This window comes from Paenibacillus qinlingensis (genome assembly GCF_013204845.1).
Classification (GTDB): domain Bacteria; phylum Bacillota; class Bacilli; order Paenibacillales; family NBRC-103111; genus Paenibacillus_E; species Paenibacillus_E qinlingensis.
The window spans coordinates 175650-190969 of sequence record NZ_JABMKY010000012.1 but is presented as its reverse complement, the minus strand read 5'-3'; the positions used below and the strand labels follow the sequence as shown (position 1 = coordinate 190969).

The 15320-nt window shown below is 46.9% G+C and carries 13 protein-coding genes; 9 read left to right on the top strand and 4 right to left on the bottom strand.

The annotated features are described in order from the left end of the window. Window positions 1-163: 163 nt before the first annotated feature. Window positions 164-838, top strand: a complete 675-nt coding sequence (locus tag HQN88_RS21380) for a phosphatase PAP2 family protein (protein WP_173116304.1) — start codon at window positions 164-166, stop codon at window positions 836-838. Beyond that, window positions 835-2016 carry an MGDG synthase family glycosyltransferase gene (locus HQN88_RS21375; protein WP_173116302.1) on the top strand — a complete coding sequence of 394 codons (1182 nt, stop codon included), beginning with the start codon at window positions 835-837 and terminating at the stop codon, window positions 2014-2016. Before HQN88_RS21380 ends, HQN88_RS21375 begins: the two co-directional genes overlap by 4 nt. A gap of 65 nt (window positions 2017-2081) precedes the next feature. Here the strand turns inward: HQN88_RS21375 and HQN88_RS21370 are convergent, their stop codons facing one another. Both HQN88_RS21370 and HQN88_RS21365 read right to left on the bottom strand, forming a co-directional pair. Next, window positions 2082-2990, bottom strand: a complete 909-nt coding sequence (locus HQN88_RS21370; protein WP_173116300.1) for an ArsR/SmtB family transcription factor — start codon at window positions 2988-2990, stop codon at window positions 2082-2084. 370 nt (window positions 2991-3360) lie between these two features. Next, entirely contained in the window at window positions 3361-4032 is a 672-nt protein-coding gene (locus HQN88_RS21365; protein ID WP_173116298.1) for a PDDEXK family nuclease, read from the bottom strand. 145 nt (window positions 4033-4177) lie between these two features. Here HQN88_RS21365 and HQN88_RS21360 point away from each other — a divergent pair, with 145 nt between their 5' ends. Then, the gene (locus tag HQN88_RS21360; RefSeq protein WP_173116296.1) at window positions 4178-5671 is read left to right on the top strand and encodes a sialate O-acetylesterase; all 1494 of its coding nucleotides are present in this window, start codon (window positions 4178-4180) and stop codon (window positions 5669-5671) included. 59 nt (window positions 5672-5730) lie between these two features. Here the strand turns inward: HQN88_RS21360 and HQN88_RS21355 are convergent, their stop codons facing one another. Beyond that, entirely contained in the window at window positions 5731-7434 is a 1704-nt protein-coding gene (locus HQN88_RS21355) for a DUF2339 domain-containing protein (RefSeq protein WP_173116294.1), read from the bottom strand. Window positions 7435-7665: 231 nt separating this feature from the next. Here HQN88_RS21355 and HQN88_RS21350 point away from each other — a divergent pair, with 231 nt between their 5' ends. Beyond that, the gene (locus HQN88_RS21350; protein ID WP_173116292.1) at window positions 7666-7818 is read left to right on the top strand and encodes a hypothetical protein; all 153 of its coding nucleotides are present in this window, start codon (window positions 7666-7668) and stop codon (window positions 7816-7818) included. 116 nt (window positions 7819-7934) lie between these two features. Here the strand turns inward: HQN88_RS21350 and HQN88_RS21345 are convergent, their stop codons facing one another. Next, on the bottom strand, window positions 7935-8519 hold the full coding sequence (locus tag HQN88_RS21345; protein ID WP_173116290.1) for a P-loop nucleotide/nucleoside kinase family protein: 585 nt from the start codon (window positions 8517-8519) through the stop codon (window positions 7935-7937). A 190-nt stretch (window positions 8520-8709) separates the two neighbouring features. Here HQN88_RS21345 and HQN88_RS21340 point away from each other — a divergent pair, with 190 nt between their 5' ends. The 5 genes from HQN88_RS21340 (at window position 8710) to HQN88_RS21320 (ending at window position 14734) form a co-directional block, all read left to right on the top strand. After that, a complete protein-coding gene (locus tag HQN88_RS21340; protein ID WP_173116289.1) occupies window positions 8710-9843 on the top strand; it encodes a serine hydrolase domain-containing protein in 1134 nt (377 codons plus the stop codon). A gap of 151 nt (window positions 9844-9994) precedes the next feature. After that, complete coding sequence (locus HQN88_RS21335; protein ID WP_274318782.1) at window positions 9995-11587, top strand: AraC family transcriptional regulator; 1593 nt, start codon at window positions 9995-9997, stop codon at window positions 11585-11587. A gap of 100 nt (window positions 11588-11687) precedes the next feature. Next, entirely contained in the window at window positions 11688-12695 is a 1008-nt protein-coding gene (locus HQN88_RS21330; RefSeq protein WP_173116287.1) for an ABC transporter substrate-binding protein, read from the top strand. A 10-nt stretch (window positions 12696-12705) separates the two neighbouring features. Further along, a complete protein-coding gene (locus tag HQN88_RS21325; protein WP_173116285.1) occupies window positions 12706-13713 on the top strand; it encodes a FecCD family ABC transporter permease in 1008 nt (335 codons plus the stop codon). After that, complete coding sequence (locus tag HQN88_RS21320) at window positions 13706-14734, top strand: FecCD family ABC transporter permease (RefSeq protein WP_173116383.1); 1029 nt, start codon at window positions 13706-13708, stop codon at window positions 14732-14734. The genes HQN88_RS21325 and HQN88_RS21320 overlap by 8 nt, the downstream gene beginning before the upstream one ends. Window positions 14735-15320 lie beyond the last annotated feature (586 nt).

Sequence of the window (15320 nt, the reverse complement as noted above, 5' to 3'; positions counted from 1 at the left end):
CATCAACTCTCACCTTGTATGCACCTAAGGACGTGGACAACTCCGCCTTTGGTCTAGGTTTTTTCACGACTTTTGGCTAAGGAAAGACAGTACCTTGGTGCGTTTAGTAAATGGCTATACTCCTTTATGATAGAGATAACGTAGAGGAGAGCGAGGATTTGGCATGAGAACAAAAGCTTGGGTGTCCTACTTGCTGGCGTGCAGCGGACTACTTATGATCCCGTTAGTAGGACTCATTTATATACAATTAAATCAAGATAACGGAACAGCGTACAGTTTAATGACGGATCTCGATCGACAGATACCTTTTATCAAGGGCTTCGTAGTTCCATACTTATTCTGGTATGTCTTTCTTGCCGTAGGATTCCTCTATTTAGCCTATAGAGATCGCTCGAATTATTTTCAGACACTCGTAGAATTTATTATAGGTTTGCTTTTGTGTTATAGCGTCTATGCTATATATCAGACGACAGTACCGCGACCGGATATTAGTGGAAGTGATTGGCTTCTGCAGACGGTCCAGTGGGTATATCGGTCGGATCAACCTTTTAACTGTTTTCCAAGTACACACGTGCTAACGGCCTATCTGATGATGAGAAGCTATCTTCGATCGGTACCGATTGCCCTGCGATACAAAATGATAGCGGCGGGTATGTCCATTTTGATTATTGTATCGACATTGTTCGTTAAGCAGCATGTGCTAATGGATATTGTGGGTGCAGTGCTTGTGGCTGAAGGAGTCGTCTATGTAGTGGAGAGAAGTAGAAGAACGTGGTTAACAGGATCGACCGCTGCTAGTGCGCGGCAGGATAAGCTCGAAAGGGGACTGAAGCAATGAGAAGCAAAGGAAAGCTTTTGATACTGACGGGCAGTCTTGGCGATGGGCACAATAAAGCAGCACAAGCTATTCTTGAAGCGGTGCGTATGTATAGACCGGATATGGAAGTGAAGGTCGTCGATTATTTGGCGTGGACGCATCCGTATCTGCATGGGTTCGGTAAATACTGTTATATGCAATGGGTGAAAAGCTTGCCGTCCGTGTACGGTTTTCTATATCACAAGACCAGACATGATACCGCATTATCCCATTTGTTCAAAAGAATGAAGTCATTCAGCACCGATCGGATGCTGGATTTGTTAGAAGAGGAAGCGCCCACGGAAGTTGTGTGTACGTTCCCAGGTGCTGCGGCAGCGATGTCTTATCTAAAATGTAACGGCCTTACGATCGTGCCGACCGTGACGGTCATCACCGATTACACCGATCATAGCTACTGGATTCATCCGGGGACGGATAAGTATCTAGTTGGGGCGGAGCATGTGAAGCAGGCGCTCCTGCGGTATGCGATTCCTGAACAGCGTATCGTTGTGACGGGGATACCGCTTCGAATGCCATTCACACAAACCTACAATCGTGAGGAGCTTCGTGATAAATATGGCTTGCATCGCGACATGCCAACTGTTCTTGTAATGGGCGGCGGCCATGGGCTAATTGGGAAGTCGTTTAAATCTGTGCTGCAGTCGGATGACCTGAAGGCACCCGTGCAATTTGTTTTCGTCTGTGGTCGCAATGAGAAGCTGAAACAGCATTTGGAAGAGGAGCTGGGTGGCTCGAATACGCACCATCATGTGATGGTGACGGGGTTCGTCGATCATGTGCATGAGCTGATGGCGCTGTCCGATCTAATCGTGACGAAGCCAGGCGGACTCACCGTTTCCGAAGCGCTTGCGCTGGATCTGCCGATGATGCTGTACAAGCCAATTCCAGGCCAAGAGCAGGCCAATGCTGCCTATCTCGTTGGAATCGGTGCAGCTGTCGAAGTGAAGAACGCAGCTGAGATGAAAAGCCAGCTGTTAGAGGTCATCGCGAACCAATCCGTATTGCTCAAGCTCAAAAAGAATGCACAGATGAGTCATCGTCAACCGGATGTGCTGCGCACAGTAGATGCGATTTTGGAAACGGAGCATCATTATCTTCCGATTCAGGATGGCTTACAATTTTCCTATGCGAATGTTTAGAATAGAGGTTCAAATAACCCTATTTCCTCCCTCTTTTTGAGGTGGGGGATAGGGTTATTTGTTTGCTATTTATCTTCTTGCATCGTCACAATAATATCTTGGGCATAGTTGCCGAATTGTTTGCCAAATAGCGTTACGCCACCACAATTCACTGACGTTTCTAAGGAGGCAATACGGAAATGAATATCTTGGGAGAATAAGATATTCAAGTCGTGAATAGTGGTCGCTGAGATTTGCGTGCCATCTAGAAAAGAACCCTGTGGATTCACGGTAATAATTTTGAGCAGACCATGCTGTGTGTTGCCATTTCCCCACCAGTCGGGGGAGAGCACGCCCCTGTGTTTACCGAAATCACCAGGACATGTCCACTGACCAAGTGGCTTATCGTTGATCGAAAAAGATATATCCGAAGGCCAATTCTCGTTAAAGCCAGGTGCTTCCGAGCAGATTTCAAAAGAAATCTCTAGCGTGCGAAGCTTTTGGTTGCTGTGGAAAAAATTCGGGATACGGTACTCCACGTAGCCGCTGCCGAACCAAAGAATACCTGCTTGTACATGCTGCGGATCTGCAAAGTACCGGGGATCATCCAGCACGCCGATCAACTGTGTCGGTGAGGCCAAGCCGCACGTCGGGTTCACGTCGAATGAGGCGTACTGGCCGATGGGAATCGCAACCGTCGTTGTCGGATGCTCATAGGGCTTCTTCGACTTAAACTGAAGCGTGGCTTGTTCAAGCTGTAGGTAACAAATCTTCTGTGTGCCGCGCACGCCGACTACGTTCTCCGAACGCACGATGCCAGCTTGCTCCAGCTTCTGAATATGCTTCGTCACGATGGCCGACGAAATCTCTAGTCGCTGGGAGAGCTGTTTAATATTTAATGGCGCTTCGCCAAGAAGTTCAATCATCTTCACGCGAGTTTCCGATGAGAAGCATTCCAGGAAGGGCATGTTTTTGGATGAAACCTCAATTTGCATAGGGGAACCTCAACTTTGTAGGCATATTTGTTTCTATTGTATAACCTACAGGTTATTTAAACAACTTGATTATGAGTTTTTATTGGATGTTTGTAGAGGGACTCGAATCATGTTGTATACTGTACAACATGATACGGGTTTTCAGGGCTAAATTGTCCTGATGTTGTATTTGATACAACATTACGAGGCGGAAAGCCTCAATTCAGCCCAAAACAGCCAATAATGTTGCATGAAATGCAACATTATTGGCGAAATCAGCTGTTTCCTGCAATCATGTTGCACATAATGCAACTTACTGAGAGTGTGACGGCTCTAGCTCTAGCACTTGTTCTAGCACTTGTTCTAGCTCTGGTTTTGTCATGGTTTCACGTCAGCGCAACAACCTCTGCCAAGCGCCATCGCTTAACTCATAGTATCGCGCATAGGCACCGCCACCCTCTTTCTTGCGCAGCACGCCTTTCGCAACAAGACCAGTAAGCCATTTACGAGCTGTACGAAAGTTAACCTCGTATCGGCTAATGATGTCCTTCGGGCGAATAGGTCGGCTCAGGTTGAAGGCTAGCCGAAGAACTTCTTTTTCATCCGGAGTCAGCGTTGCTGCAGTTGATGATCGAATGAGGTGGGGACCAATCACTAACTGCAGCAGCATTTGGCATACTTCGGGACGGTTCTGGATATCGTCGAAGGAGAAATGGATCATTCTCCACCCCATCCCAGTAAGAAAGGTGTCGCGATTCAGCGCATAGCTGAACTTTTCGCGATCCATCTCTCTGATATGACTCTGGAAACCATCGCATTCTATCCCGAAACGTCCACTAGGGCTGAGGTAGGCGAAATCGAGGAATTGAGATTTTCGATTCCAGTCATAAATCTCATACTCGGGATGCAGATTGTCGAAGCTTTCGAATAAAGGCCACCACACCTGCTGGAGAAATAGTTTCTCTGCATAGTTATGTCCGCGGAGCAAACGTCCCTTGCGTTCTCCAGCACGGCGAGCTAGGTGATCTTCCATAAATGTTGTGTGGGCAGGTTCAAATGACATCGTGCAATCGTCGCCTCCTTTAAGAAAAACAAAAAAACGCCCTCCGCCTACTCGGCTAAAAGGACGTTCTTCGTCTACGAAATAGTGTATCATGAGAAAGAGATACAAGCTATAATTATCCAATTTTAGATGACGAGGTGTGGAAATGAGCAACCGCTTTCAGCTACATGCAATCTTCTCCGAAGGAATGATTTTGCAACGAAATCAAGAAAATCCTGTCTGGGGAACAGGCCCTGATGGGATGCAGCTAATCTTGGAGTGCCAAGGACATCAGGTACAGACCACCATCACAGGCGGCAAATGGCAGGCGATACTGCCTGCATTCGAAGCGGGAGGTCCACATATCTTAACGGTCAGTTCCGAGGGACGGCAACTTGCCTCTGTTGGAGATGTCTATTTTGGCGATGTTTGGCTAGCTGGAGGACAATCCAATATGGAGTGGAAAGTGCGAGATACGAGTCACGCGCAGGCGGACATCGCGGAAGCGAATTTCCCTCTCATTCGTTACTTCGAAGTTCCCAAAGTGGAATGGGAAGATCCCGCAGTCGAAACGTCGATGATCGCTTCCTGGAATAAGGCGCTGCCTGAGCATGTACCGGATTTCTCAGCGGTTGCGTACCATTTTGCCCAACATATTCATGCCTCGGAAGGGGTACCTGTTGGCATTATTGGCTGCAACTGGGGAGGCACCTCGGCGGCATGTTGGGTAAGTGAGTCGACGATTCATCAACACCCTGAACTGGAGGTGTATCTTGATACATTTGCAGAAGAGATGAAGGATTTCGATTGGGTGGCCTTTGAGAGTGTTCAACGAGCTTATAATCAAGCCACAGCGGATTATGAGAAACGAAAAGCAGAAGGAGCTTCGCCCGAGGAACTAGGGGGTTATCCGTGGCCTCCACCAATGAATCCTCATAATCCGATGAGACCTTGTGGTCTCTACGAGACCATGCTGCTCAAAATCGTACCTTACGGTCTAAAGGGGTTCCTATTCTATCAAGGTGAAAGTGATGCAGGCCGTGCGGAAATGTACGATAAGCTGCTGACAGGACTCATCCATAATTGGCGCTCACTCTGGCACAACGATAAGCTTCCCTTCCACTTCGTCCAATTGACATCCTTCTGTTCGGATGGTAAACCCGACGGTGAAACATGGCCGTTGCTGCGCGAGTCCCAAGCGATCGTGAATAAGCGCGTCCCACATACGGGCATGGCTATCACCATAGATTGTGGGGAGCGGGATGATATTCATCCGCGAGATAAGCGGACCGTCGGGCAGCGCCTTGCCCTAACAGCCTTGGAGCATGTCTATGGGAAAGAGCTTACGAGCTCTGGCCCTGTGTACCATGAGCTGCACATCGAAGGTGGGCGGATTGTGCTTCATTTTGATCACACAGATGGGGGATTAGGACTTGCTGGGGGGAGTGAGCAACTCATCGGATTCCAAATTGCCGCGGAGGAAGGTCAATTCCTAACCTCGGAAGCGAACATCGTTGGTAATACCGTCGAAGTGTGGCATCCAGAGATCACGAAGCCAACTCAGGTGAGATATGCCTGGGCGAATTACACGGAGGCCAATTTAGTAAATGGACTTGGCTTGCCAGCGGGGCCATTTCATACACATTCTACACGCGAATAAAAGAGCAAAGGCGTCCACTCTATGGAGTGAACGCCTTTTGTGCAACTTTAGGGAAGTATTCACGTGCTGGATGATTTCTTGTAGAAGAAGCGAGATAACAATAGGCCGATGAAACCAAGCCCAATGAACATAATTGCTTTGATTGCCAGGGAGACATTGGGCAAATCCATGAAGATGACTTTCATTAGAGTTAGGAATAATAATGCTAATCCGGTGAGTCTTATTTGTTTGACTTCCTTCTTGAGTCCATAGGCAATCACACTAATCGCGTAGAGGACCCACACCGTCGAGACACACAGATGTTGGCTATTCACACTGAAATCGCGTGTCAACGTTTGTGTTACTTCCGTTAGAAAACACAAGAATAGGAAGCCAAGTCCATACTTAAGGATGATTAAGGTTTTCTTCGTATTGGTACCGACCCCGAAATGCGATACTATGGCAATCATACCCGCTAGGGTTGCTAATAGCAGCAGCCATATTAACATGACAACCGACATGATGCTGCTCATACCTTCAGTGATTGTACCCAATGCCGTTGCAAAAGCGAGTGCATAGATGATGATTCCGTTGATTTTCTGTAATACTGATTTCACGATAAAACCTAGTAACAGCGCAATCATTCCCTCAACCAATAAGAAGCCAGGTAATGCATCGTCGCTGAAGTAGTTGGCCGAGTAGAAAAGTAAGGCATAGGATGCTATTGTCATCGTATAGGGTAACTTCTCTTGTGCCTTCTTACCGAACCAGTAGGAAATTAAGGCATAGCCTATACAAGTGGCAACCATGGCAACGTTGAATTGTGTATCGGTATAAGCCACTTTAAACCAAATGGCGGTGAATGCAAAACTCGGAATGAGCAATCGAAGTTGATGATTCATTGTGGGGCTTTTCAAAAAGATCGTCGCTAGCAAAGCTACTTGTTGGGCTAACATTCCCATGGCCGCTAACTTTGTATCCCCGTGTGCACCAAGACCAAAAAGGAACAATGCAAGCGGCAGCAGACCGAACGAAGTGTAAAATAAACCAACAAATTGATTGCGTATCGCATACAACATAAAACTTACAAATAACAACGTCTCGTAACTAACGAAAAATAGGGAAGAAGGGTTGTTACTGTTTAATAAGAAAGGTGTCAAAACACCTGCTGCACTTGCTATTATGGCTAAGGATTGTGATTTTAATTTGTGTGAAAACCATAAACCTAAGCCTACCCATATTACATTCAGGGTGAACGCAAGAGGTGCCCCGATGAGTTCATACAACTGATGGCAAGCAAAGGTGGTTAGCATGAACAATCCGATGGAACCGCCTAATAATGCCTGTGCCAGCAGTGGACGGTTAGCCTTGTGTTGTTTGAAACCGAGGAAGACGAAGCAACCACCGACCACGTAGCCAATCGCACAGCGCATCTGTTCTGTGAGGAGTCCGTTGTCAACCGCCGCTTTGAATCCCCATACGATACCGATGAGAAGTACGAACATAAAAATCCTCGGCAGCCATACCCTGGCAATGAGGTGCTCCCAGTCGGTGTCTGTTTTAATGACTTCCTGTTTAGGTGGTGCAGTGAGCGGAACGTGAACAGGAGCGGGAGTGCGATTGGGATTGGAATTGGAATTGGAATTGGAATTTGAAGTAGGAGCAGGAGCAGGAGCAGGAGCAGGACCCGGATGACTTACTTTGCTTTGCTTTAGCAGTGCGAGTTCTTTCTCGAGCTCGATGACTCTCTTTTCTAGGTTCTCAAATCGATGATGAATGTCCAAAGAAGCAACCTCCCTTTAGTTCAGTGGTAAATTTCGGGCAAATGTGTATACATGTAGGATAACAGTATATGATGGAAGAAATAAGTACTATTCTGTTGTAGTACCGAGTGATGCTGTAGCCTTGATATTAAAACATCATATCTTGAATACCAATGATTTGAATAAACATACCCTTCATCACCAATAATAGGGCTACACCCTTGAAGTACATGAAGGAAGGAATTACAAGCTATGGATATTGATGCTTTCTTAACTGAAGTTCTCAGCTCTAACGAAGATTGGCATGTAACGACAACGGATGGCGTATCAGTCATAGATCCGAATCAGGAGAAGGATATTCCTACTTTCGATCTCCATGACGATTATCTGGAATCAGGATTTTAAAATTTCATAAAATGCATAGAACATGCTCAAAAGGGCTGTCTCCAAAGGTCAATTTAGAACCTGGAGACAGCCCATTTTGCACTTTTCAACTTAGTTGTCTACTTCCTAATCAAGCCTCAAGCTAAGATAAAAGCAGCTAACTCCGCTTCCCTAGCATCCGATAAAGGCTCCGAGTTATCCCAATACAGGAGCGATGACGGTTTCATCCGCCAAGTAACTTCTTTGCGCTGCAGCGAGGAACGGAATTGAGGCCAATTGTCCAGCTTCCAAACATCCAACGCTGACCCTCTTAAGCGAATACGCTCCTTATAAACGTCCTCACTTGGTAAATACGCATAAATCACCTTAACGCTGACATCCTGTATGGAAGCTCCGATACGAGCTAGCTCTCCTTCCAACCACAGCGGATCCCCCTGCTCCTTCGTAAAAGGCCCGATCACGATAGCATCCTGATCAAGTGTAAGCTGTTCAAGCGCCGCATCCATCGTGATGCGATATCCCAAATCGCGGCAGTGTTCCTTATAAAATGGCGAATCCCGATCGCTGGGGTCTTGCCCAGCAAGTGTCATGATTGCTTCTGCCGCGGGGCGCAGCAACGTGTCCATATCTAAGAAGGCTCCGCCATGTCGGCGGACCCAAGCCTTTGCCAGTGTTGTTTTGCCTGCACCTGCAGGACCGATGAAGAAAATTAATTTGCGCATAGGTAACCTCCGAAGCTAACGGTGTGAGTAACATTTCATTAAATTGTAACATAAGAGCGTTTACAACACAGAATTTCAGGAAACTTTCAGCTAAATTAAGGTTTTCTTAAGATTCACACCACATTTGCTTCACACTTTTTCGGTATATTACAGGGAAAAAGGGGTAAAACAAACTGGAAGGATTGATCTTGTGTTAACAAATGCGATTAGTCCACTACGAAGTAGTATGGAAGCAACATCTCACCCATCGGCTCAATGGCCCGCACATGGTTGGCCAACATCAACGCCTGAGGCACAAGGATTATACTCGGCTACGTTAGCTAAGACTTTTGACGTTTTTCTTGATCATGGCGTGCACAGTATAGCCGTTATTCGGAATGGTGTATGGGTAGCGGATGCTAGTAAAGAAGGGATTCAATCTGGAATCCCGCAAGATATGAAATCAGTTACCAAAAGTGTGACATCCGCCTTAATTGGGATTGCATTAGAAGAAGGTAAGCTAAAAAGTCCAGAACAGCGTCTAGCAACATTTTTTCCTGAGTTAGAAAACGATCCTTTAAAATCAAAGATTCGATTGAAGCATCTGCTTAGCATGACTTCAGGACTTTCATGGGATAATGATCAGGAACAATCATCGAATGAGATGATGCATGCATCGGATTGGGTAGCGTATATTCTAAACCGTCCAGCCCATCATGAACCTGGTGAAGTGTTTAACTATTCGAACGGCGATGCGCATGTACTCTCGGCAGTACTAGGGAAAGTAACAGGTATGTCCATGTTTGAATATGCGAAGTCTCGGTTATTCGAACCGCTTGGTATAACGAATGTGAACTGGAATCATGATCACAATGGCATTACCATTGGCGCGTGGGCATTGGCTTTATCACTGGAAGATATGGCGAAGATAGGCTTGCTTTATCTGAATGAAGGAAAGTGGGAAGGAAAGTCCATTATTCCGCAATCTTGGATTCGCACATCATTAATGAAGCGAATTACTTTAAATTATAGTAATGGTACGCAAGGTTCATATGGCTATTATTGGTGGACCAAATCCCTTGCCAAAGGTTTGAATAAGGGAAGCCGCAAGGAAGTGGAGATTTTCTATGCTTCGGGTTCAGGCGGTCGACGTATCTTCGGTATTCCGGAATTGAAGCTGATTGTTGCATTGACAGCGAATACGGGTGATGTAGATATGCCAGAAAGCCTGTTGCACCATGTTTTGCAAGCTGTAAGGTCGAACAAGCAGCTCGCTGAGAATCCCCCAGCCTTTGAGCAATTGCAGCAAGCGATACAACGCTTCGCAGCCGCACCACTTAGGTAAACATCGAGGCTGGAGAGCTTGGATGCAAAGCATAATTTAAGAACAAGAAGGTCTGTCACTCGTTGACAGGCCTTTGCTTTGTGTGCTAAATTTTAAATTGATAATGATTCTCATTTTCAAAAATAGAGAGGAGCCTGCTATCTTGTCTGAAGTGTTTACTAAAGATGAAGACACGTTCCTTTGCCTTGATCATACATGGCTTAAATTTCGTACTGCGCAGCTCATTCAAGAAGGGGAATTAGCGCAGCAGTTTATTTCTTCTTATTGCATGGTGGTTGTCAAGCAAGGCGAAGGCCATTTGAGAATAGATTTGCAAACCTATCGCATGCAACCAGATACGGTACATGTCGTAGTGCCTGGCCAAACGGTTGGCCTTTGCGATGGACAGAAGTCGGAGATGTATTTCATCGCTTTTGATATCCAGAATGATACTTCGGACGTTGGGGTGAATTTCCCGCTTGTTGGTGAGTTGCCCGTACATATTGAGAGTGCACTGACTCAGTTGTGTGAGCAGCTTTGTCTAAGCAGCCGAAGTGAAAGCGCCCTGGAGCGATTTCGAGCACAGCCGCTATTTCTAGAACTGATCTATTGGGTGATGACGCACATTCGTCAGGATCCCAAATCGGACTCACGCGCTGCTATGGATCGTACCAAGAGCTATATCGAAGCCCATTTTCGAGAAGGTATGACGATTGAGCAGCTTGCGCGCATGGCCGAAATTAGTCCGAAATATTATGTGAGTTTATTCAAAAAAACGTATGGTAAAACCGCCATCGACTATTTAACGGAAGTGAGAGTCAATATGGCGAAGCAGCTTATGCTGCAAACCGATGTGCGTTTGAAGGATGTCGCCTACCAAGTGGGCTACAATGATGAGTTTTATTTTAGCCGCATGTTTAAGAAAGAGGTTGGTGTTTCACCGACGGTTTATTTGAAAAATCGCCGCCAAAGAATCGTTGCCTATTCCTCGACGGTGCTCGGACAATTGCTTGCGCTCAAGATCATGCCTTACGCCGCCCCTCTACACCCCAAATGGAGTTCCTACTACTATAATAAATATCGCACAGATATCCCGTTGCACTTAAGTGGCTACCGGTTTAATGAGGATTGGGAAACGAACGTGGAAGCATTGGAGCACAGTCAGGTGGATTTCATTATTACCACGGACCAGTTGGCAACCAAGGAGAAGGAGCGTTTGTCGCAAATTGCCCCCGTTCATATTGTACCTCTGTATGATAAAAGCTGGCAGGAGCAATTGCACGCCACGGCGCAAATTGTGGGTGCTTTAGATGAAGCCGTTGTGTGGATGGAAGGATATAACCGCCAAGTTAAATTAGTACGAGAGCGATTGCACGAAGTGCTTCAGAATGACAATGTATTGATTGCCAGCTTGTTGGGCGATAGCTTCTTCCTATACCCGACACGTGGAATGCGAGATGTCTTCCGAGATATGGGGTTGCAGTCGCCTTCAGGGGCAGAGCAGTATGCGAATAACCGAAGCTTGACGCTCGAAGAGTTGGCTCATCTCGATGCGGATCATCTGCTTCTGAATATACGGCAGGAATCAGAGACTTTGCAGCACTGGGAGCGAATCAAAACGTCTGCCTTGTGGCAGGATTTGAAGGTTGTGCGCAGAAATCGCCTTCACCTTATCTCCTCAGATCCGTGGCGAGAGTACTCTGCTTATGCCATGGAGCGTATGGTTGAAGACCTTCGTGAGCATTTATGTGACAATCGTACATGAGAACTTCCGTATATTGTCCATGTTCGACATGGGCAACTTCTTTTATAATTTAATGAGAATGATTATCATTCGTAGCGGATAGAGAGGGGATTTAAGAAAAATGAAAAAGTTAGCAACAATCGGTATTACGACATTGGTTCTATTAGGATTGACGGCATGTGGCGGGGGAAAAACAGAAACGGCTCCTGCAGCAGCAGGTACAACAGCTCCAACTGCTACAGTTGCACCAACAGCTGCTCCCGCAGCAACGCCATCAGGACCAAGAGTCATCAAATACGTTGGTAAAGAGTACACAGTTCCTGCGAAAGCGGATAAACTCGTTATTACGGGTGCGCTTGAGTCATTGGAAGATGCCTTGCTTCTAGACGTGAAACCAGTTGGTGCACTAACGGTTGGTGGCAAATTCCCAGCAGTATTCGCACCAATTACGGATAAAGCAGAGGGCGTAGGCGAGAAAACGCAGCCGAACCTCGAAACGATTTTGAAGCTGAAACCAGATGTTATCCTTATGAGTACGAAATTCCCTGCCGAAACGATCGAGAAAATTTCAAAAATCGGGCCAACGATTCCAGTATCCCACATCGCAACAGATTGGGAGAATAACTTGACGTTACTTGGTGAATTGACAGGTAAACAAGATAAAGCGAAGCAAGTGCTAGATAAGTACAAATCGGATTCGGCAGCTTTGAAAACGAAGATCGGTCCTATTTTCAAAGACAAAAAGGTATTGGCGCTTCGCGTTCGTTCAGGCAGCTTATTCATCTATCCGGAGGATGTATTCTTCAATCCATCCATCTATGCCGAGTTAGGTGCAACGGTTCCAGCAGAAGTAAAAGCAGCGAAAGCACAGGCCAATATTTCTCTTGAGAAGCTTTCCGAAATGAACCCAGATTACTTAATCGTTGAATTCTCTGAGGAAGAGAACAAGGATACACCGAAAGTGTTTGAAGACTTGAAAAACAACCCTATTTTCAAAAACATTAATGCCGTTAAAAATGGCCAATTATATACCAATCTTGTAGATCCACTTTTACAAGGTGGTACAGCTTACAGCAAAATTAAATTCCTAGAAGCGATTAATGGCTCTAAAATAGTTGGGGCAAAGTGAGTGTAGCGCTATGAAATGGAGAGTTCCCGCACCAACCCTCATCTTGTTGGCAGCACCTTTCGCGATCGTTTTTACGATCGTGCTGTCCATTACCTATGGGGCGAAAAGCATTGATATGAGCCGTATCGTTGAGGCCTTTGTGCACTTTGATCCGGGCAATGTCGATCATCAGATTATTAGGCATGCTAGACTACCCAGGGTTATTGGGGCGCTGCTCGTCGGCGCTTTCCTGGCGGTGTCGGGCGCTCTCATGCAGGGGATGACCAGGAATTATCTGGCATCCCCTTCAATCATGGGCATATCCGATGGCTCAGCCTTTGCGGTAACCGTTTGTATGGTCATTGCACCGTATTCCTCGATGATGGCTATGATTATGGCCTCTTTTGCGGGCTCGGCGTTAAGCATCGTTATTGTATTCGGGCTAGCTTCACTATTGCCGGGGGGATTGTCACCTGTGCGATTAGCGATTCTGGGAACGTTAATAGGGACATTTCTCAGTAGTGTGTCTGCGGCGATCGCGATGTATTTCCAAGTTTCGCAAAATATTAGCTTCTGGTACAACGCACGTCTGCATCAATTAGACCCGCAGCTGATTATGCTGGCGGTTCCTTTTGCTGTCGTAGGCTTGGGGCTCGCGATTTGGATGTCCAAGTCGGTAACGATTTTCTCATTAGGAGACGAAATCGCTGTATCGCTAGGGCAGAAAACGTTGCAAGTTAAACTGTTAACGACATTAAGTGTCGTTTTGCTGACAGGTATTTCCGTGGCTATTGCAGGTAAAATTGGATTCGTCGGTCTACTTGTACCTCATATTACTCGTTTTCTAACGGGTATTGATTACAAATGGATTGTCCCATGTTCGGCTGTGATCGGTGCTGTATTCTTAGGGCTGTGTGATGTGTTGAGCCGTTACCTCAACTATCCATTCGAGATGCCGATTGGCGTCGTTACCGCTATACTCGGTGTTCCGTTCTTCCTCTATCTCATCCGTACGCGAGGAGGGGAGAGCAATCGATAAAAGGAGTGATCGACGTTACGCGTTGCAAGTCGTTATCGGGATTAGCCTCTTGTTATTGACGGCGTATATGTCTCTGACGAACGAGGCCTTCGATATTACGTTGAAGGATGTATGTAAGACCCTATTGCGAATTGATCCGCAGCATGATTATGATCTTGTGATTTTGGAGTTCCGACTTCCACGCATCGTCATTGCTATGTTGGTGGGAATGGGGTTAGGGATGGCAGGAACGGTCGTGCAGAGCTTGACTAGGAATAACTTGGCCGATCCCGGCATCCTGGGTATCAACGCGGGAGCGGGGATGGCGATGGTCATCTTCCTGTTCTTCTTTCAAGGGAAGGTGAAAGGAACGAGCTGGGGGGCCATTCTGGCCATGCCTCTTGTTGGCTTAGTAGGTGGCCTGGGCGCAGCGCTTCTAATCTATGTCTTCTCTCAAAAGAACGGAAGGCTAGATTCGCAGCGGCTTCTGCTGACAGGAATCGCGATTGCATCGGGCTTATCGGCAGTGACGGTGTTCATTACGCTCAAAATGAATGCCAAAGATTTCGAGATGGCTGCCGTCTGGGTATCCGGCAGCATCTATAGCGCGAACTGGAAGTATATCCTCTCCATGCTGCCATGGTTGCTGGTATTGACGCCAGTTCTGATCTGGCGATCCCTTGTGCTGGATGTGTTCCAGCTGAATGAAGAGAGCGTCCGCGGGCTGGGCGCAGCCGTGGACAAAGAGAAAGCGATTCTGCTGCTGAGCAGCATCGGTATCGTCAGTGCCTGCGTATCCGTCTCCGGCGGCATCGGGTTTATCGGCCTCATGGCGCCGCATATCGCTCGCCGACTCGTCGGCATAACGCATCGTCGGCTGCTGCCCGTCAGCGCGATAGTCGGCGCGCTTTTGGTGATGATCTCCGATTTCATCGCCAAAATGGCGTTCGCGCCGGTTGAGATGCCCGTCGGCGTCGTCATCGCCATTATTGGCGTGCCGTACTTCGTTTGGCTGCTCTATCGGAATAAGCATCGCCGATAGAGATTCGTGGCCGCCCCTGGGAGGGGGCGGCTTTGTGTTGTTTGGGGCGGGCAGGGAAGGGCAGAGCAGAGCAGAGCAGAGCAGGGAAGGAAGGCAAAGTAGGTCAGGTCGAGCAAGACAGGGAAGTGTAAGGCAAGGCAGAGCAGAATGAGCAAGGGAGGTAGAGCAGAACGGAGCAAGGATTGGCTGTGCTGGCTAACCTAGAGGCGGGCAAATAGCCTGTCGTATTCCCCTCTGAGTGGATTAGATGGATTTCCTACAGTTAATGTGGTGGAAAATCACACTTTCTAACAAATAGCTGGATTTCATGTAGCTAATTTGGGCCGAAATTGCGGATATTGATCAAATCGACAGAAATAGATGTAGGAAATCCAGTTAAATCTCAATATTGAGGGATTTTAAAGAATTTAACTGGAGGTTTTACAGTTACTCCTCCGACAGGGTGGGGGGGATTAACGCCAAACAATCTTCTTGATTCACCTTTCTCCACCAACACAGCGTTCCAACGCACCTTATATTCACCAACGCTAAACAAGCTACTTTAAACTCTTTGTCTCCCACCAACACAGCTTATACTCACCAATGA